This window comes from Hydrocarboniphaga sp. FW305-C-57, assembly GCF_058783045.1.
On record NZ_JBYSYG010000003.1, the window covers coordinates 251,591 to 268,818 of the forward strand.

At 64.7% G+C, this 17,228-nt stretch carries 15 protein-coding genes; 10 read left to right on the top strand and 5 right to left on the bottom strand.

The annotated features are described in order from the left end of the window. Positions 1–51 precede the first annotated feature (51 nt). From lolA to serS, 4 genes are all read left to right on the top strand, one after another. The gene (gene lolA / locus AC3WUM_RS08495) at positions 52–699 is read left to right on the top strand and encodes an outer membrane lipoprotein periplasmic chaperone LolA (RefSeq protein ID WP_492409785.1); all 648 of its coding nucleotides are present in this window, start codon (positions 52–54) and stop codon (positions 697–699) included. Then, positions 696–2,066, top strand: a complete 1,371-nt coding sequence (locus AC3WUM_RS08500) for a replication-associated recombination protein A (RefSeq protein WP_492409786.1) — start codon at positions 696–698, stop codon at positions 2,064–2,066. The genes lolA and AC3WUM_RS08500 overlap by 4 nt, the downstream gene beginning before the upstream one ends. Then, positions 2,063–2,449 (top strand): fluoride efflux transporter CrcB, encoded by a 387-nt coding sequence (gene crcB / locus AC3WUM_RS08505; RefSeq protein WP_492409787.1) that lies wholly within the window; start codon positions 2,063–2,065, stop codon positions 2,447–2,449. The genes AC3WUM_RS08500 and crcB overlap by 4 nt, the downstream gene beginning before the upstream one ends. A 67-nt stretch (positions 2,450–2,516) precedes the next feature. Further along, on the top strand, positions 2,517–3,797 hold the full coding sequence (gene serS / locus AC3WUM_RS08510; protein ID WP_492409788.1) for a serine--tRNA ligase: 1,281 nt from the start codon (positions 2,517–2,519) through the stop codon (positions 3,795–3,797). A 66-nt stretch (positions 3,798–3,863) separates the two neighbouring features. Here the strand turns inward: serS and AC3WUM_RS08515 are convergent, their stop codons facing one another. From AC3WUM_RS08515 to cysB, 5 genes are all read right to left on the bottom strand, one after another. After that, complete coding sequence (locus AC3WUM_RS08515; RefSeq protein WP_492409789.1) at positions 3,864–4,133, bottom strand: hypothetical protein; 270 nt, start codon at positions 4,131–4,133, stop codon at positions 3,864–3,866. Between the two features lie 29 nt (positions 4,134–4,162). Continuing rightward, positions 4,163–4,924, bottom strand: coding sequence for a hypothetical protein (locus tag AC3WUM_RS08520; RefSeq protein WP_492409790.1), 762 nt, complete (start codon positions 4,922–4,924; stop codon positions 4,163–4,165). 202 nt (positions 4,925–5,126) lie between these two features. Then, complete coding sequence (locus tag AC3WUM_RS08525) at positions 5,127–5,648, bottom strand: DUF934 domain-containing protein (protein ID WP_492409791.1); 522 nt, start codon at positions 5,646–5,648, stop codon at positions 5,127–5,129. Then, positions 5,645–7,315, bottom strand: a complete 1,671-nt coding sequence (locus tag AC3WUM_RS08530; protein WP_492409792.1) for a nitrite/sulfite reductase — start codon at positions 7,313–7,315, stop codon at positions 5,645–5,647. Before AC3WUM_RS08530 ends, AC3WUM_RS08525 begins: the two co-directional genes overlap by 4 nt. 131 nt (positions 7,316–7,446) lie before the next feature. Next, positions 7,447–8,427 carry an HTH-type transcriptional regulator CysB gene (gene cysB, locus AC3WUM_RS08535; protein WP_492409793.1) on the bottom strand — a complete coding sequence of 327 codons (981 nt, stop codon included), beginning with the start codon at positions 8,425–8,427 and terminating at the stop codon, positions 7,447–7,449. Between the two features lie 222 nt (positions 8,428–8,649). Here cysB and AC3WUM_RS08540 point away from each other — a divergent pair, with 222 nt between their 5' ends. From AC3WUM_RS08540 to pstB, 6 genes are all read left to right on the top strand, one after another. Next, complete coding sequence (locus AC3WUM_RS08540) at positions 8,650–9,438, top strand: sulfite exporter TauE/SafE family protein (RefSeq protein ID WP_492409794.1); 789 nt, start codon at positions 8,650–8,652, stop codon at positions 9,436–9,438. A gap of 113 nt (positions 9,439–9,551) precedes the next feature. Then, complete coding sequence (locus AC3WUM_RS08545; protein ID WP_492409795.1) at positions 9,552–10,517, top strand: PstS family phosphate ABC transporter substrate-binding protein; 966 nt, start codon at positions 9,552–9,554, stop codon at positions 10,515–10,517. Positions 10,518–10,733: 216 nt separating this feature from the next. Further along, positions 10,734–12,104: an OprO/OprP family phosphate-selective porin gene (locus AC3WUM_RS08550; protein ID WP_492409796.1), complete on the top strand. Its 1,371-nt coding sequence runs from the start codon at positions 10,734–10,736 to the stop codon at positions 12,102–12,104. 101 nt (positions 12,105–12,205) lie between these two features. Next, on the top strand, positions 12,206–14,482 hold the full coding sequence (locus AC3WUM_RS08555; protein WP_492409798.1) for an ABC transporter permease subunit: 2,277 nt from the start codon (positions 12,206–12,208) through the stop codon (positions 14,480–14,482). 40 nt (positions 14,483–14,522) lie between these two features. Next, the gene (gene pstA / locus AC3WUM_RS08560; protein ID WP_492409996.1) at positions 14,523–16,220 is read left to right on the top strand and encodes a phosphate ABC transporter permease PstA; all 1,698 of its coding nucleotides are present in this window, start codon (positions 14,523–14,525) and stop codon (positions 16,218–16,220) included. A 120-nt stretch (positions 16,221–16,340) separates the two neighbouring features. Continuing rightward, positions 16,341–17,177, top strand: a complete 837-nt coding sequence (pstB, locus tag AC3WUM_RS08565; protein WP_492409997.1) for a phosphate ABC transporter ATP-binding protein PstB — start codon at positions 16,341–16,343, stop codon at positions 17,175–17,177. Positions 17,178–17,228: the final 51 nt, after the last annotated feature.

Consider the following 17,228-nt stretch of genomic DNA (forward strand, 5'->3'; position numbering starts at 1 on the left):
ATGCCCACGCAGTGGTCTGAGGCTATGGTTCCCTCACTTTTTCGGTCTTTCATGCTCAAACGACTCCAGCTTTGCTCAGCCCTCATCGCCGGCTTGCTCGCGAGCCAGCCGGCCTGGTCGGCCGGCGGCGCCGACGAGCTCAAGCGCTTCGTCAACGACACGCGCACGGTCAGCGCGCGCTTCACGCAGATCCAGACCAACGAGCGCGGCGAAAAGCTCGCGAGCAGCGCGGGCGAGATGATCCTGTCGCGGCCCGGCCGCTTCCGCTGGAGCTACACGCAGCCCTATGAACAGCTGATGGTCTGCGACGGCCAGAAGATCTGGCTCTACGACCCGGACCTGTTGCAGGTCAGCGTGCGCCCGGCCGCCGAGGCGCTCAGCGGAACGCCGGCCGCGCTGCTCGCGCAGAAGTCCACGCTGACCGACCAGTTCTCGATCGAGGAGCTCGGCCAGCGCGAGGGCAGCGAAGGCATTCGCCTGCGTCCCTTGAGTGCCGACGGTGATTTCGAGGCGATCGAGCTCTGGCTGAGTCGCGGTGCGCCCGACCGCATGGTCTTCCTCGATCGCATCGGCAACCGCACCGAAGTGGCTTTCAGCCAGATTCAGGTCAACGGCAAGATCGACGAGGCGCAGCTGCGCTTCAAGCCGCCGAAGGGCGTCGAAGTCGTCGAATCCGGCGGACAGCGGACCCCGCAATGAGTGCACGCGGCTCCGGCGGCTCGACTGCGGGCGGACGCCGGGAGCGCGAAGCGCCGGCCTCGGTGCCGCTGGCCGAGCGCATGCGGCCGCGCAATCTCGACGAGGTGGCCGGGCAGGAGCACTTGCTTGGCGCCGGAGCCCCGCTGCGAACCCTGCTCGAAGCCGGCCGCCCGCCATCGATGGTGTTCTGGGGGCCTCCGGGCGTCGGCAAGACGACCATCGCCCGGCTCGTCGCCCAGCACGTCGAAGCGCGCTTTTTGACGCTTTCGGCCGTGCTCGCAGGCGTCAAGGAAATCCGCGAGGCGACGCAGGAAGCCAAACAGGCGCTCGAAGGCCTGCATCCGCAGCGCACGGTGCTGTTCGTCGACGAAATCCATCGCTTCAACAAGGGCCAGCAGGACGCGCTGCTGCCGTTCGTCGAAGACGGCACCGTCGTGCTGATCGGCGCGACCACCGAAAATCCCTCGTTCGAGCTCAACTCGGCCCTGCTGTCGCGCTTGCGCGTGTTCGTGCTGCGCGCGCTCGACGAGGAGGCGATCCTGCTGCTGCTGCGCCGCGCGCTCGTCGATCCCGAACGCGGCCTCGGCGAGCCGGCCGACGCATTGCCCGAAAGCTGGCTGCAGCGCATGGCCGAGGCCGCCGACGGCGATGCGCGGCGCTCGCTGATCCTGCTCGAAACCGCGGTCGAACTCTGGCGCGCCGAGAACCGCGCCGGAACGCCCGCGAAAGCCGACGATGCGCTGCTCGAACGCCTGCTCGGGCGCGGCTTTCGCCGCTTCGACAAGCAGGGCGAGAACTTCTACGACCAGATCTCGGCCCTGCACAAATCGGTGCGCGGCAGCGATCCGGACGCGGCGCTGTACTGGTTCGCGCGCATGCTCGACGGTGGCGTCGATCCGGGCTATGTCGCCCGGCGACTCGTGCGCATGGCGGTCGAGGACATCGGCCTGGCCGATCCGCGCGCCCAGCAGCTCTGCCTCGACGGCTGGGATACTTTCGAGCGCCTCGGCAGCCCCGAAGGCGAACTCGCGCTGGCCCAGGCCGTGGTCTACCTGGCCGTCGCGCCCAAGAGCAATGCGGTCTACACGGCCTACAACACGGCGCGCGCGCTGGTCGAGCGCACCGGCACGCTCGAAGTGCCGATGCACATCCGCAACGCCCCGACCAAGCTCATGAAGGATCTCGGCTACAACAAGGGCTATCGCTACGATCACGACGAGGACGGCGCGCTCGCGGCTGGCCAGCAGTTTCTGCCGGACGCACTCGTCGGCACCGAGTTCTACGCGCCGACCTCGCGCGGGCTCGAGGCCAAGATCGGCGACAAGCTCGCCCAGCTGCGCGCGGCCAAGCGCGGGGCAGGCAAGTGAATCTGGGGACTCTCGGCGTCTGGTTCGTCGTGATGTTGGCCGGGGCGCTCGGCACCGGCGCGCGCTTCGGCGTGAACCAGTTATTGCGCGGCAACCTGGGCCTGTTTCCGGCCGCGACGCTGGCGGTCAACGTCGCCGGCGGCCTCGCCATGGGCGCGATCGCAGGCTGGGTGCAGACGCGGCAGGAGTTCCCCGAAACCCTGCGTCTGGCGCTCGCCACCGGCTTTCTCGGTGGCTTCACGACCTTCTCGGCCTTCTCGCTCGAAACCCTGACGCTCTGGCGTGACGGGCAGGGGGCTCTGGCGTTGCTCAACATCGGCGCCAACGTGCTGCTGAGCATCGGCGCCTGCGCGCTCGGCTACTGGTTCGGCCGGGCGCTGTAGGCTTCGGCGCGGTGGCGCAAGTCGCAGCGCTTATACTGCGCGCCCGTTTTTCGACTGGACCGTTCCCATGCTGGACCCCAAGCGCCTACGCGCCAATCCGGAAGCGATCGCTCAGCAGCTTGCTCGCCGCGGCTATGTTTTCGACCTGACGCGCTTCAACGAGCTCGAGTCTTCGCGCAAGCAGCTGCAGAGCGAAACCGAAAAGCTGCAGGCCGAACGCAACGCGGGGTCCAAGCGCATCGGCCAGGCCAAGGCCAAGGGCGAGGATGCGGCGCCGATCCTGGCCGACATGGAGCTCATCAAGGACAAGCTTGCCGGCAATGAGCAGAAGCTCGCGGCGCTGCAGGCCGAGTTCGAGGACTTCCTGCTGCGCGTGCCGAACATTCCGCAGGAATCGGTGCCCGAAGGCCGCGACGAGAACGACAACGTCGAAGTGCGTCGCTGGGGCACGCCGCGCGCAGCCGAAGGCGCGAAGGATCACGCCGATCTCGGCGAGGCGCTGGGCCTCATGGATTTCGCGGCCGCGGCCAAGCTGACGGGCGCGCGCTTCACCGTACTCAAGGGCCAGCTCGCGCGCCTGCATCGTGCGCTCACGCAGTTCATGCTCGACGTGCACACGCAGGAGCATGGCTACGAGGAGCTCTACGTCCCTTACATCGTCAATTCGGCGAGCCTGCGTGGAACGGGCCAGCTGCCGAAGTTCGGCGACGATCTGTTCACGCTGAGCGCCGGTGATGAAGGCAGCCTCGGCTGGTCGCTGATTCCGACCGCCGAAGTGCCGGTCACCAATCTGCTGCGCGATGAAATCCAGAGCGCCGAATCACTGCCGCGCAAATGGGTGGCGCACACGCCGTGCTTCCGCGCCGAAGCCGGTGCGGCCGGGCGCGATACCAAAGGCATGATTCGCCAGCATCAGTTCGAGAAGGTTGAACTCGTGCACGCGGTCTCGCCAGAGAAATCCACCGAAGCGCTCGAAGAGCTGACCGGCCACGCCGAGGCCATCCTTCGGAAGCTCGGCCTGCCGTATCGCGTCGTCGTGCTGTGCACGGGCGACATGGGCGCCAACGCGGCCAAGACCTACGACATCGAAGTCTGGCTGCCCTCGCAGAACCGCTATCGCGAGATCAGCTCCTGCTCGAACTTCGAAGATTTCCAGGCCCGCCGCATGCTTGCACGCTATCGCACCGCCGCAGGCAAGAACGAGCTCTTGCACACGCTCAACGGCTCGGGGCTCGCGGTCGGCCGTACCCTCGTCGCGATCCTCGAGAACTATCAGCAGGCCGACGGCAGCATCTCGGTTCCAGAGGTATTGAAACCGTACATGGGGCCGATCACCGCGATCCGCTAAGCATCATCGATCGACCGGCAAAAAAACGGCCCCGAAAGGGGCCGTTTTTTTGAGCGAAGAGGAGTTTCAGCTCAGGTCGGCTCCGCTCTGCTCGGACATGAAGACCTCGATGACCAGCCCCATGGGGCCAGGCAGAAAGCTTCCAAAAGGAGGGAGCCCAATGACGGGGTTGGTGCCTGCGCCGGCACCTGCCAGAGCGCCGCCAGCACCGGTATCGATGGTTGCCCCGGCGCTGCCCGAAGCACCGCTACCTCCGCTTTGAGCCGCGGCAACCGAAATTCCTGCCAGCATCAGCGACATGACAGCTGCAACTTTAACCGTGCCTGACTTCATCATTGCAATGCTCCGTGCAGATCAATCTGCGCTTATCTGAAAGAGTAACCAATACCAACGCTGCCACCGAACTCGACATCCTGGCCATACTTCTCGGTCAGATTGATGGCGCCGAGCGTGATCGTCAACGGCAGATACTTGGGCAGCGGAGCGATCGACACGGCGGCATTCGCGAAGCGTCCGCTGTATTCCCCGATGACCGAGAGCCAATGGGTGAAGTAGAACGAGCCCGAACCGAAAACACCGATGCCACTCTTGTCGGGAGAGTTGAAGACGTTGTCGCCGGCACCGAGATTCAGGATCGCCACGTGATTCCCCACGCGGAAGGCCTTGGTCACCGCGGTGTAGACGCTCGAGCTGTTCGCGTTTTTGAAGCCCGAGCTGCCCCACTCCTCGGCACCGACGACGCCAATGGCGAAGGCGGCATTGCCCGGGAGGTTGGTGTGCAGCTTGGCCGCAAACGAGCCGGAGTCACCGAAAGAGTCGTCGCTGTTGTCGCCGGTCAGCGAGGAAAACACCGCGCCGAGTTCCAGACCGGCGTACTCGCTGGCATCACCGAGGCCGATGACGACGCCCGCGGCACCGTCTTCCGTGTCGCCCAGGGTTTGCGCATATGCGCCTGCTCCCACGGCGCCCCAGCTGGCACCGAAACCGACCGGAGCCTGGAACGAGGCAGCTGCGAGTCCCAACGTCGGGCGGGCAGCAACAGTGGCTGGCGCGGCCGTCTGGGCAGAGGCCTGGTTGGCTGCGAAGAGGCAGGCCATACCCAGCGTGGCCAAAATCGTTTTCTGCATGCTGACTCCCTATTCCTATTGCTATTAACTTTTATGAAAATCGACTACGCCCTATTGCAGCGATTATGCCGACCGGTTCTCGGGATTCGCAAGCGGACGCGAGCGAATTCGTGCACTGCAACAATATAGCCTGATCATACTTCCGGAAATTTCCCAGGCAAAGTGCCTGCGGAAAGAGGATTTTGTCAGGTAGTGGATTTTGTCAGGTTCTTTTCGGGTCAGCGGTCGCGGCGGCACGGCGGCGGGCTCCGAATATCCCGGGAAGATGGTCGGCCGCCGGCTGGTACGCCTGGCTGAAATCATGCAAGGCGGCGATGCATTCGGCGGCATCCTGGTCCGCGCGTAGCTCGAAGGAATTGAAGCCGCAGCGATTCAGGCTCTGCATCTGGTCGCGAACCACGGCATTGCCGACCGCGCGCAGCTCGCCCTTGAACCCCAGACGATCGCGCAACAGGCGAGCCTGGCTGTAGGCCCGGCCATCGGCGAACGCGGGGAAGCTCAGCGCGATCAGGGCGAGCTGCTGCAGCTGGGGCCATTGATCGACCACGTCCAGCGTGTTGGGCAGCTGCACGCCGAACCGGGCAGCCTCTGAGGCGGGCGCGGACAACTCTGCGCTCCAGCGATCCCAGCCGACCAGCACCTTGCCCGACGAGGGGATGGCGGCATCGTCGGCCAGGCGTACGAAATCGTCTTCGGTGATCGCTCCGTCTCGAATGAGCGTCATGCGGGTTCCGCCTCGCTGGCGTAGATGCGGGTCTTGAACGGGGCCATGCCGACGCGGCGATAGCAGGCAAGGAAGCTTTCGTCCTCGCTGTCGCGCAACTCGAGGTAGATTTCGATGATTTTCTGGATCGCGTCGGCGATTTCATCGCGCGCGAACGACGGGCCGGTGCGATCGCCGAGGCTGGCGTCGTTTTCGGCCGAGCCGCCGAGCGTGACCTGGTACCACTCCTCGCCCTTCTTGTCGACGCCGAGAATGCCGATGTGGCCGACGCTGTGATGGCCGCAGCCGTTCATGCAGCCCGACATCTTGACCTTGATCGGGCCGATGTCGTGCTGATCGTCGAGGTTCTCGAAGCGGTCGAAGATTTCCTGTGCCACGCCGATCGAGCCGGCGTTCGCGAGCGAGCAGAAATCGAGACCCGGGCAGCAGATCAGGTCGGTCAGCAGGCCGATGTTCGGAGTCGCCAGGTCGAGTTCCTTCAGACGTTGCCAGACCACGTAGAGATCGGCCTGCTTGACGTCGGCGAGCACGAGGTTCTGGTCGTGCGTCGCGCGGACTTCGCCGAACGAATGGCGATCGGCCAGTTCGGCGACGGCGTCCATCTGCGTCGAGGTGATGTCGCCCGGGGCGATGCCCGAAGCCTTCAGCGAGACGAAGACGATGTGATAGCCCGGGACGCGGTGTGCAACCAGATTGCGCTTGGCCCAGGCAGCGAAGGCGCTGTCCCTGGCGAGCTGTTCGGCGTAGGTCTTGTCGTCGGCCGCGCCGGCTTCGTATTCGAACTCGTCGAAGCGCGACTTCATGAACTCGATGTCGCCCGGTGCGAGCTTGAGTTCGCCGTCCTTGATCTGCTCCCACTCGGCCTCGACCATCTGGCGGAACTTGTCGGCGCCGGTTTCCTTGACCAGGATCTTGATGCGCGCCTTATACATGTTGTCGCGGCGGCCGAGGCGGTTGTAGACGCGCAGCACCGCTTCGAAGTACGACAGCAGATCGAGCTCGGGCAGGAACTCGCGCATCTTCACGCCGATGATCGGCGTGCGGCCCAGGCCGCCGCCGACGTAGACGGTGTAGCCGAGCTCGCCAGCTTCGTTGCGGACGATCTGCACGCCGATGTCATGCACGCGGATCGCGGCGCGATCGCTCGTGGTCGCCGCGAAGGCAATCTTGAACTTGCGCGGCAGCCAGTTGAATTCGGGGTGAAAGGTTGCCCACTGGCGCGTGATTTCGCAGTACGGACGCGGATCGACGAGCTCGTCCTTGGCGACGCCGGCCAGATGATCGCTGGTGATGTTGCGAATGCAGTTGCCCGAGGTCTGGATCGCGTGCATCTGCACCGACGCGAGGTCGGCGAGGATATCCGGAACGCGGGCGAGTTCAGGCCAGTTGAACTGCAGGTTCTGGCGCGTGGTGAAGTGGCCGTAGTCCTTGTCGTAGGTGCGCGCGATGTGCGCGAGCATGCGCAGCTGGGCGCTCGACAGCAGGCCATAGGGAACGGCGATGCGCAGCATCGGGGCGAAGCGCTGGACGTAGAGGCCATTGCGCAGGCGCAGGGCGCGGAACTCTTCGTCCGGCAATTCGCCGTTCAGGAAGCGGCGCGTCTGATCCCGAAACTGGACGACGCGCTCGTCCACCAGGGATTGATCGTATTGGTCGTAGCGGTACATCGGGCTTCCATGCTGCGGGTCGCGACAGAAGAGGCGCAAGGCCGGCAGCCTGCCTGCGCCCCCTACAGGGGAGGCGGATTATAAGCCCAAGCACCACTTCGGCTCAGCCCGCCGGGTTTCCTGGCCGATCGTCAGACCAGAAGCACCTCGTCGACCAGGTTGCGCGTCCGGGCCGCGCGCTCTTCGTGGTCGGCGATGGAGGCCACCGAGTCGACCAGTTCCTGCGTCAGATGCGGAGCGAAGGTATGCATGAATTCGTACATGAACCCGCGCAGGAACAGGCCGCGGCGGAAGCCGATATGCGTGGTGCTCCGCTCGAACAGGTGATCAGCCCTCAGGCAGACGAGATCGGCATCCGTCTTCTCGTCATAGGCCATGTCGGCCACGATGCCGACGCCGAGCCCCAGGCGGACATAGGTCTTGATCACGTCGGCATCGACCGCGGTCAGCACCACGTCCGGACGCAGGCCGCTCGCGGCGAAGGCTTGGTCGAGCTTCGATCGACCCGTGAAGCCGAAGGTGTAGGTGATGATCGGGAACTCGGCGAGTTCCTTGAGCGTGAGCCGCGATACCTGGGCGAGCGGATGATCGGGCTTGATCAGGACGCAGCGGTTCCAGTGGTAGCAGGGCAGCATGACCAGCTGCTCGAAGTGTTCGAGCGCCTCGGTGGCGATGGCGAAATCGGTCTGGCCTTCGGCGGCCATCTTGGCTATCTGCGGCGGCGAACCCTGGTGCAGATGCAGCGAAACGCGAGGAAATCGGCCCTTGAATCGCTGGATCACCGGCGGCAGCGCGTAGCGCGCCTGCGTGTGCGTGGTCGCGATCGACAGGTCACCGCGATCGGTGTCGCGGAATTCTTCGGCGATATTGCGGATGTTCTCGACTTCGTTGAGCAGGCGATCGGTGTATTCGAGGATGCGCTTGCCGGCCGGCGTGACCTCGGACAGATGCTTGCCGTTGCGCACGAAGATATCGACGCCGAGCTCTTCCTCGAGCATGCGGATCTGCTTGCTGACGCCGGGCTGCGACGTATAAAGGGCGTCCGCGGCGGCGGTGACATTGAGGCCGCGGCGAGCAACCTCGTGGATGTAGCTCAGTTGTCGGAGTTTCACGGCAGCGTCCACACTTTTGGGTCTGTAGAGCTCGTTGCATATTCCGCAACAAGGCGGTCAGCACTCTGCCATATTCTTTTTTTCTTAAAAAGAATACTTGGTTATTCCGTTATGCCTATTAAATATTCGTTTATGGAATAACGATAGATCATGTTGGTTCTGCCGCTTACAAGGGGCTGTTGTTAATGTGCGCGGCTCTTTCCCTCTCCTACGTCACGAGACATGGACTTCGCATTTTCCTGGGCTGGCCTGGCGGTCGGCATCGCGGTGGGCGCCACGGGCGTCGGCGGAGGGTCGCTGATGACCCCGATCCTGATTCTGTTCTATGGCATCTCGCCCACCGTGGCGGTCGGCACCGATCTGCTCTACGCCTCGATCAGCAAGGCCTTCGGCGTCGGCCTGCATGTTCGCAATCGTTCGCTGGACTGGGGGCTCGTCGGCTGGCTGTCGATCGGCAGCGTGCCCGCCGCACTGCTGACCCTAGCGTTCCTGCACCTGCAGCCGCCGGGCAAGGAACTGGACCAGATGATCAAGCTGGTGCTCGCGGTCGCCATCATGGTCACCGCGCTGTTCACCTTGCTGCAGGAGCCCCTGCTCGGGCTCATCAAGCGCAGCGGACGCCAGCCGCTGTCCTTGCCGGACCGCTTGCAGCGGCCGCTCACGGTGATCTGCGGCGTCGCCATCGGGGCGCTCGTCACCATTTCGTCGGTCGGAGCGGGCGTCATCGGCATGATGATGCTGCTCATCATCTATCCGAAGCATGCGCCGATTCGCCTCGTCGGCAGCGATCTGGCGCACGCCGTCATCATCACGGCCATCGCCGGCCTGGGCCACGCCGGGCTCGGGGCGATCGATTGGCCGATGCTGGCGGCCCTGCTGGTCGGGGCGATTCCGGGTATCTGGATCGGCACGCGCATCGGCTTTCGCCTTGATGCGGCTGTGTTGAAGAAGCTGATCGCCGCCCTGCTGATCCTCGTCGGCAGCATGATGCTTTACAAGGTGCTGTTTTGAAATGAATTTAATAATCCGCGCGGACTGAAATATTTCTGTCATCAAAGATTCATACGCTGTGCACGAGCCGATCCCAGCATGGCGAGGCTCCACAGCCACCTTTGAGGCAGTACATGACTATCAAATCGTTTGCGGTGACCTTCGGCGCCGTCGCCGGCCTGATGACGGGCGCGGCGCTCGCCAAGGTCGATCCGAGCCTTCCCGAATACAAGCCGGCCTCGGGCGTCTCCGGCAACTTCAGCAGCGTCGGTTCCGACACGCTCAACAACGTGATGACGCTGTGGGCCGAGGAGTTCAAGAAGCTCTACCCGAGTGTCAACATCCAGATCCAGGGCGCGGGCTCGGCCACGGCGCCGCCGGCGCTGACCGAGGGCACGGCCAACTTCGGCCCGATGTCGCGCCTCATGAAGGACCAGGAAATCCAGGCCTTCGAACAGAAGTACGGCTACAAGCCGACCGCGGTCGGCGTGGCCATCGACGCGCTCGCCGTGTTCGTCAACAAGGACAACCCGGTCAAGGGCCTGAGCCTGTCGCAGGTCGACGCGGTGTTTTCGGCCACGCGCAAGTGCGGCGCCGAGAAGGACGTGACGCGCTGGGGTGATCTGGGCCTGACCGGAGCCTGGGCGACCAGGCCGATCCAGCTCTACGGCCGCAACTCGGTCTCGGGCACCTACGGCTACTTCAAGGAACACGCGCTCTGCAAGGGCGATTTCAAGACCAACGTCAACGAGCAGCCGGGCAGCGCCTCGGTGGTGCAGTCGGTGTCCACCGGCCTGAACGCCGTCGGATACTCGGGCATCGGCTACAAGACTTCGGGCGTCAAGGCGGTTCCGATCTCGTCCAAGGACGGCGGCGAGCTCGAGGAAGCCACCGAGGAAAACGCCATCAGCGGCAAGTATCCGCTGGCCCGCGTGCTCTACGTCTACGTCAACAAGGCGCCGAACAAGCCGCTGTCTCCGCTGGAACTCGAGTTCTTCAAGATGGTGCTGTCCAAGTCGGGGCAGGCCACGGTCGAGAAGGACGGCTACATCGCGCTGCCGGCCAAGCTGGCCGAGAAGGAACTCGCCAAGCTCAAGTAAGTCCGGCCGGCGGCCTGCGCGGCAGGTGGATGCAAGGGCAGGCCCGCCAAGCCGGTGCAAACCTTGCGCGCTCATGCTCCGTGCAGACCCGTTCCGCGCTGGATATCGACGACCGTGGCGATCAGCCTACCGGTCCATTCCGTTCGAGGCGGCGCAGGCGTCCGGCGCCGCCTCGGCCTTGCGTCCGTTTCCTTGCAGCCCTTGCGGAGAAGCATCGTGAAGACACTCACCGTGAAGAAGATCGTCCCTGTTGCGGTCCTGGCGATGCTGCTCGGAGCGGGCCTCGATGCCGCGCAGGCGGCCACCATCGATACCAAGGGCGGTTTCAGGGTCAAGAGCGATGATGGCGAATTCGAAGCCAGCCTCGGCGGACGCATCCAGTTCGATCTCTACGAGCTCAACGAGGACGAGGGCGCCATCGCCACCGCTGCGGATGGACGCACCGCCGCTTTCGGCAGCGGGACTGGCGCCAACGACGAGCGCAGCTCCACCTATTTCCGCCGGCTGTACCTGACGCTCAAGGGCAAGGCCTACGGCTGGAGCTACAAGTTCGAGCCCGATTTCGCCGGCAACAGCACCAACAACGGTGTCGCCACCGGCACCAGCAACAGCAGCCGCGACATCGCGTTCCAGGACATCTACATCAGCCACGCGCTCGGTCCGGGCGACGTGTTCATCGGCCAGATGAAGCCCTTCCGGGGCCTGGAAGAGCTGACCAGTTCCAACGACATCACCCTGATGGAGCGGCCGTTCGCATCGGCGGCGGGAACCTACGGCGGCGGTTCGAGCCGCGAGTTCCAGGAGGGCATCTTCTATAGGGCCGACGTCGGCGACTTCCTCGTCGGCGCGAGCTTTTTCGACTTGCGCCGCGACAACACGCGCCCGACCGAAGGTCTCGGCTACAACGGCCGCATCGTCTACGCCCCGCTGCGCGCCGACGGCAAAGTGCTGCATCTGGGCCTGTCGTACAGTGACGAAAATCCGCAGACCAACGGCAACGACGGTTCCGCCGACAGCATCGGCAGCGCCGCGGCTTACGCGGGTCGCCGCGGTCCGACCGTCGTGCTCGGCACCACCAGGCAGGGCGATCACGCGCGCACCGTCGGCGCCGAGCTCGCGGGCGAGCTCGGGCCGGCCGAAGTGCAGGCCGAGTACATGCTGCAGACCGTCGGCCAGGGCGACGGTCTGCACGATCAGGACATTCCGGCCTGGTATCTGCAGGCCAGCTACTTCCTGACCGGCGAAACCCGTCCGTACAAGAAGGGCGAGGGCGTGTTCGGCCAGCCCAAGCCGGCCAGCGGTTCGCACGGGGCCGTCGAGCTCGCGCTGCGCTACGACCACGCCGAGAACAAGGATTCGAACGCCGGCTGCGACGTCGCCATCGCCGCGACCACGGGCGCCAATCCGCTGCCCGCGACCACGGTTTCGGCCACGCATTGCGAGGCCAGCCTGATCACGGCCGGGGTCAACTGGTATGTCAACCCGGCGGTGCGCTTCATGTTCGACTACCTCAAGGGCGAGAACGACCGTGGTTTCGCGAAGGACAAGCCCGAGGCCTTCACCGCCCGGGCGCAGTTCGCGTTCTGATCGATGCTGCACGACTTTTTCCCGCAGTATTTTTCGCGTAGAAAGCGCAGCCACACGCTGCGCTTCGTTTTTGCGCCCGCCCGTCATTCGTTGATCGATCCATGAGCGAAGCTCCCACGTCCGACCCTATCGACCGCGTTCCCCGTTCCATCGTGGCCGGGCGCAGCGGCTATCAGCCGCGGTACCTGAAGGACCTGGCGGCCAAGCTCGTCGTGCTGGTCGGCGGCATCGGCGTGATCGTCGCCCTGCTGCTGATCTTCGTTTACCTGGTTTCGGAAGTGGCCCCGCTGTTCGCGGGCGCGCATTTCAAGGCGCGCCAGTCGTTCCCGGTGCCCGGCGATGCGAATCCAACGTTGTTCGTCGCCGCCGAAGAGCAGGGCGAAGTCGGCCTGCGCGTGTCGGCCTCGGGCGAGCTGAGCTTCTTCGATCTCCACGACGGCCAGCTGCGCGATACCCAGCACCTGCCGATCGGCGATCGCCAGCTCGGTGAAGTGATCGAGGTCGCTCCCGAAAAAGGCGCGCTCGCAGCAGGGCTGTCGGATGGCTCGGTGCTGCTGTTCACGCCCGAATACAAGGTCAGCTATCCGAACGACAAACGCCTGATCACGCCGGGCATCGTCTATCCCAAGGGCGAGGCGTCGCTGGCGTTCATGGATCGCGCGCCGATGCATCTGGCGGTGCGCGAGAGCGACGATGCGATGATGATCGTCGGCTCCGATCCGGATGGCGGTGTTTCGCTCAAATCGTTCGAAGTCACCACGTCGATCATGGGCGACACCAGCGTCACCGAATCGCCCTTGCGGACCTTTGTTCCGCCGATCAAGCCCGACCTGCTGCTGCTCGATCCGGGCATGCGCTGGCTTTACGCGATCGACAAGGCCAGCGGCAAGATCGCGTTCTATCGCGTCGGCGGCGACAAGCCGGCCGAGCTCGTCGAGGTGGTCGACTCGAAGGCGCCGGTGGTCGGCGCGCACTATCTGGCCGGTGGCATCTCGATCGTCGTCGCGCATGCCGACGGCCGCATTTCGCAGTGGTTTCCGGCGCGTCGCAGCGAAGGCGCGGATGCCGGCAAAACTTATCTCGCGCACGTGCGCGATTTCTCGCTCGATGACGGCGCCAAGGCCACCTCGATCGGCGCCGAACCGCGTCGTCGCGGCTTCGCGGTCGGCGACGACCAGGGCCATGTCTCGGTGTTCTACGCGACCTCGGGCCGGCTGATCCACGAGCAGAAGATGCTCGATTCGGCCGTGCGTGCGCTCGCCTTCAACCCGCGTGCGCAGCTGCTCATGGCGCTCGGCGACGACGGCAAGATCGTCGCCTACGACGTCGACAACGAGCACCCCGAAGTCTCCATCAGCGCGCTCTGGAACAAGGTCTGGTACGAGAGCTACGACGAGCCCCTGTGGCTCTGGCAGTCGTCGTCGGCGAGCGCCGATTTCGAGGCCAAGTTCAGCATGACTCCGCTCGCGCTCGGCACGCTCAAGGGCGCGTTCTACGCGATGATCTTCGCGATGCCGCTGGCGATCCTCGGCGCGATCTTCACGGCCAATTTCATGTCGCCCGAGCTGCGCCAGGTGGTCAAGCCGGCGGTCGAAGTGCTTGCCGCGCTGCCGTCGGTGATCCTCGGATTCCTCGCCGGCTTGTGGCTCGCGCCGTTCGTCGAGGACAACCTGCCGGGCATGTTCCTGGCGCTGCTGTTGCTGCCCACGTCGATTCCGATCTTCGGCTATCTGTGGCTGCGCATGCCGCGTTCTCTGCGCCTGCGCGTTCCTCAGGGCTGGGAGGCCGCGCTGCTGATACCGGTGATCGTGCTGATCGTCTGGCTGTGCTTCATGCTCGCCAAGCCGGTCGAGGCGATCGCCTTCGGTGGCAACATGCAGGCTTTCATGGATCACACGCTCGGCATCGGTTACGACCAGCGCAACGCGCTCGTCGTCGGCATTGCGATGGGCGTGGCGGTGGTGCCGGTGATCTTCTCGATCGCCGAAGACGCGATCTTCTCGGTGCCCAAGCATCTCTCGCTCGGCTCGCTCGCGCTCGGCGCAACGCCCTGGCAGACGCTCGTCGGCGTGGTGCTGCCGACCGCGAGCCCCGGCATTTTCTCTGCCGTGATGATCGGCATGGGCCGCGCGGTCGGCGAGACCATGATCGTGCTGATGGCCACCGGCAACACCGCGGTGACCAACTTCAGCCTGTTCTCGGGCATGCGCACGCTGGCCGCCAACGTCGCGGTCGAAATGCCCGAATCCGAAGTCGGCAGCACGCACTTCCGCCTGCTGTTCCTGTCGGGCCTGGTGCTGTTCGTCTTCACCTTCCTGTTCAATACCGTTGCGGAGCTGGTGCGCTCGCGCCTGCGCCGCAAGTACAGCAGCCTGTAGCTCGCACATGGCCAATACCGCAGACGAAATCGCCGCAGCGATGCCCAAGACCCTCGTCGCGCAGGACACGCGCGGCGTCGGCGCCTACGTGCGCTCGGGCGCGCCCTACGTGTGGGTGACGGCGGCCGCCATCGCCTTCGCCTTCATCATCACCTTGTCGCTGCTGATCCTCACCGCGACGCGCGGCCTGCCGCATTTCTGGCCGGCCGATCTCGTGCAGGGCCGCTATCAGGCCGTCGGCGAAGAACCGGTTCCGCTGCTCGTCGAAATCCGCAGCATGGAGGAAGTGACGAGCGAGCGCCTCAAGGGCGCGGGCATGCAGATCACCGACGACAAGCCGCTGCACGAGCGCCTGCTCGTCAAGGTGGCGAATCGCGATGTCTATGGAGCCGACTTCCGCTATCTGCTGTCGGACTGGTTCGTCGAGCGCAGCACGCCCGAGAGCGCCGGCGTGTTCGAGCGCGTGGAGTGGGGCAATTTCCACGGTTTTCTCGAAGGCGTCGAAGAGAACGGCAAGCGCGTCGCCGATGCCTCGACGGCCTGGGCGGCGTTCGACGAGCGGCTGGACCGCGCCGACGATCTGCGCGGGCAGATCCGCGACATCGAAAAGGGCGAGATCAGCAGCATCAACTACGCGCTCGAACAGCTGCGCCTCGACGAGCGCCGGCTGCAGCTCAAGGGCCGCACGCGCGAGAACGCCGCGGCCTACTACGCCGAGATCGAGGAGCAGCGCAAGCACGAGCAGGCGAGCTACGAAAAGCTGCGCGTCGAGCTCGACCAGCTCAAGCAGCAGCTCGCGCGCGACACGCTGATCATCAGGACCGTCGACGGCAGCGAGGTCAGGCTGCCGCTCGCCAAGGTGCTCGACGGCTATCGCCCGAACGACATGGGCGTGTTCGCCAAGACGATGTTCTTCTTCCGTAAGATCGGTGAATTCGTCAGCGAGGATCCGCGCGAGGCGAACACCGAAGGCGGCATCTTCCCGGCCATCTTCGGCACCGTGATGATGGTCATCATCATGTCGATCATCGTGATGCCGTTCGGCGTGCTCGCCGCGCTGTATCTGCGCGAATACGCCAAGCAGGGCTTCGTCACGCAAAGCATCCGCATCGCGGTCAACAATCTCGCGGGCGTGCCGTCGATCGTCTACGGCATGTTCGGCCTGGGCTTCTTCGTCTACTTCGTCGGATCTGCAATCGACCGCGCGTTCTACGCCGAATCGCTGCCGGCACCGACCTTCGGTACGCCGGGCATTCTGTGGTCTTCGCTGACGCTCGCGCTGCTGACCTTGCCGGTCGTCATCGTCGCCACCGAAGAAGGCCTCGCGCGCATTCCGCGCTCGGTGCGCGAAGCCTCACTCGCATTGGGTGCCACCAAGGCCGAAACGCTCTGGCGCGTGGTGCTGCCGATGGCCTCGCCGGCGATGATGACCGGCCTGATTCTCGCGATCGCGCGCGCGGCCGGCGAAGTCGCCCCGCTGATGCTCGTCGGCGTGGTCAAGCTCGCGCCCTCGCTGCCACTCGACGGCGATACACCCTTCGTGCACCTGGAGCGCAAGTTCATGCACCTGGGCTTCCACATCTACGACGTCGGCTTCCAGTCGCCGAACGTCGAGGCGGCGCGGCCGCTCGTTTACGCAACCGCATTCCTGCTCGTGCTGGTGATCCTGGCGCTCAATCTGTCCGCCATCAGCATTCGCAACAGGCTACGAGAGCGGTACAAGGCGCTCGAAGGCTAGGAAACCCCGATGAAGCTGCTGCGCTCCTCGCGACGCTTCCTCGGAGTTTCCCCAGACTTCGACAAGCCGCCCGTGACCGTTTAAAAGGGATTCACTTTGGACAACAAACCCATGACCGGCGTGCAAGACAAGACGCGTTTGAATCACGGCATCGACATCTCGTCGCTGGACCGCATTCCCGCGGCCAGCCGCATCGAGAACGAAACGATCGCGCTCGAGGTGGATAAGCTCGATCTCTACTACGGCGCCAAGCACGCGCTGCACGGCATCAACATGAAGATCGCGCGCAACAAGGTGACGGCCTTCATCGGCCCGTCCGGTTGCGGCAAGTCGACGCTGCTGCGCTGCTTCAACCGCATGAACGATCTCGTCGACGGCTGCCGCGTCGAGGGCCAGCTCAAGCTCGACGGCAAGAACATCTACGATCGCGACGTCGACATCGCCATGCTGCGTCGTCGCGTCGGCATGGTGTTCCAGAAGCCCAACCCGTTCCCGAAGTCGATCTACGAGAACGTGGCTTACGGCCTGCGCCTGGCCGGCATCAACAAGAAGCGCGTCATCGACGAGACCGTCGAATGGGCACTCAAGGGCGCCGCGCTCTGGGATGAGGTCAAGGATCGCCTCGATGATTCCGCGCTCGGTCTTTCGGGCGGCCAGCAGCAGCGCCTGGTGATCGCGCGTGCGATCGCGATCCACCCGGACGTGATCCTGCTCGACGAACCCTGCTCGGCGCTCGATCCGATCTCGACGCTGAAGGTCGAGGAGCTCATCAACGAGCTCAAGCACAAGTACACGATCGTCATCGTCACCCACAACATGCAGCAGGCCGCGCGCGTTTCCGATTACACGGCTTTCATGTACGTGGGCGATCTGATCGAGTTCGGCAACACCGACCAGCTGTTCACCAAGCCGAGCAAGAAGCAGACCGAGGATTACATCACCGGACGGTATGGGTGAGCCGGAAATGGACGGATTGCCATTGGCAATCCGTCCCGGCGAACGCCCGGC

What these genes read in the sequence shown, in the direction of transcription:
- serS (WP_492409788.1), top strand. Translation starts at nt 2,517, where the DNA reads ATGCTGGACCCCAAGCGCCTACGCGCCAATCCGGAAGCGATCGCTCAG.
- AC3WUM_RS08515 (WP_492409789.1), bottom strand. Translation starts at nt 4,133, where the DNA reads ATGATGAAGTCAGGCACGGTTAAAGTTGCAGCTGTCATGTCGCTGATG.
- AC3WUM_RS08530 (WP_492409792.1), bottom strand. Translation starts at nt 7,315, where the DNA reads ATGTACCGCTACGACCAATACGATCAATCCCTGGTGGACGAGCGCGTC.
- pstA (WP_492409996.1), top strand. Translation starts at nt 14,523, where the DNA reads ATGCCCAAGACCCTCGTCGCGCAGGACACGCGCGGCGTCGGCGCCTAC.
- AC3WUM_RS08500 (WP_492409786.1), top strand. Translation starts at nt 696, where the DNA reads ATGAGTGCACGCGGCTCCGGCGGCTCGACTGCGGGCGGACGCCGGGAG.
- AC3WUM_RS08555 (WP_492409798.1), top strand. Translation starts at nt 12,206, where the DNA reads ATGAGCGAAGCTCCCACGTCCGACCCTATCGACCGCGTTCCCCGTTCC.
- lolA (WP_492409785.1), top strand. Translation starts at nt 52, where the DNA reads ATGCTCAAACGACTCCAGCTTTGCTCAGCCCTCATCGCCGGCTTGCTC.
- AC3WUM_RS08520 (WP_492409790.1), bottom strand. Translation starts at nt 4,924, where the DNA reads ATGCAGAAAACGATTTTGGCCACGCTGGGTATGGCCTGCCTCTTCGCA.
- AC3WUM_RS08545 (WP_492409795.1), top strand. Translation starts at nt 9,552, where the DNA reads ATGACTATCAAATCGTTTGCGGTGACCTTCGGCGCCGTCGCCGGCCTG.
- AC3WUM_RS08540 (WP_492409794.1), top strand. Translation starts at nt 8,650, where the DNA reads ATGGACTTCGCATTTTCCTGGGCTGGCCTGGCGGTCGGCATCGCGGTG.
- AC3WUM_RS08525 (WP_492409791.1), bottom strand. Translation starts at nt 5,648, where the DNA reads ATGACGCTCATTCGAGACGGAGCGATCACCGAAGACGATTTCGTACGC.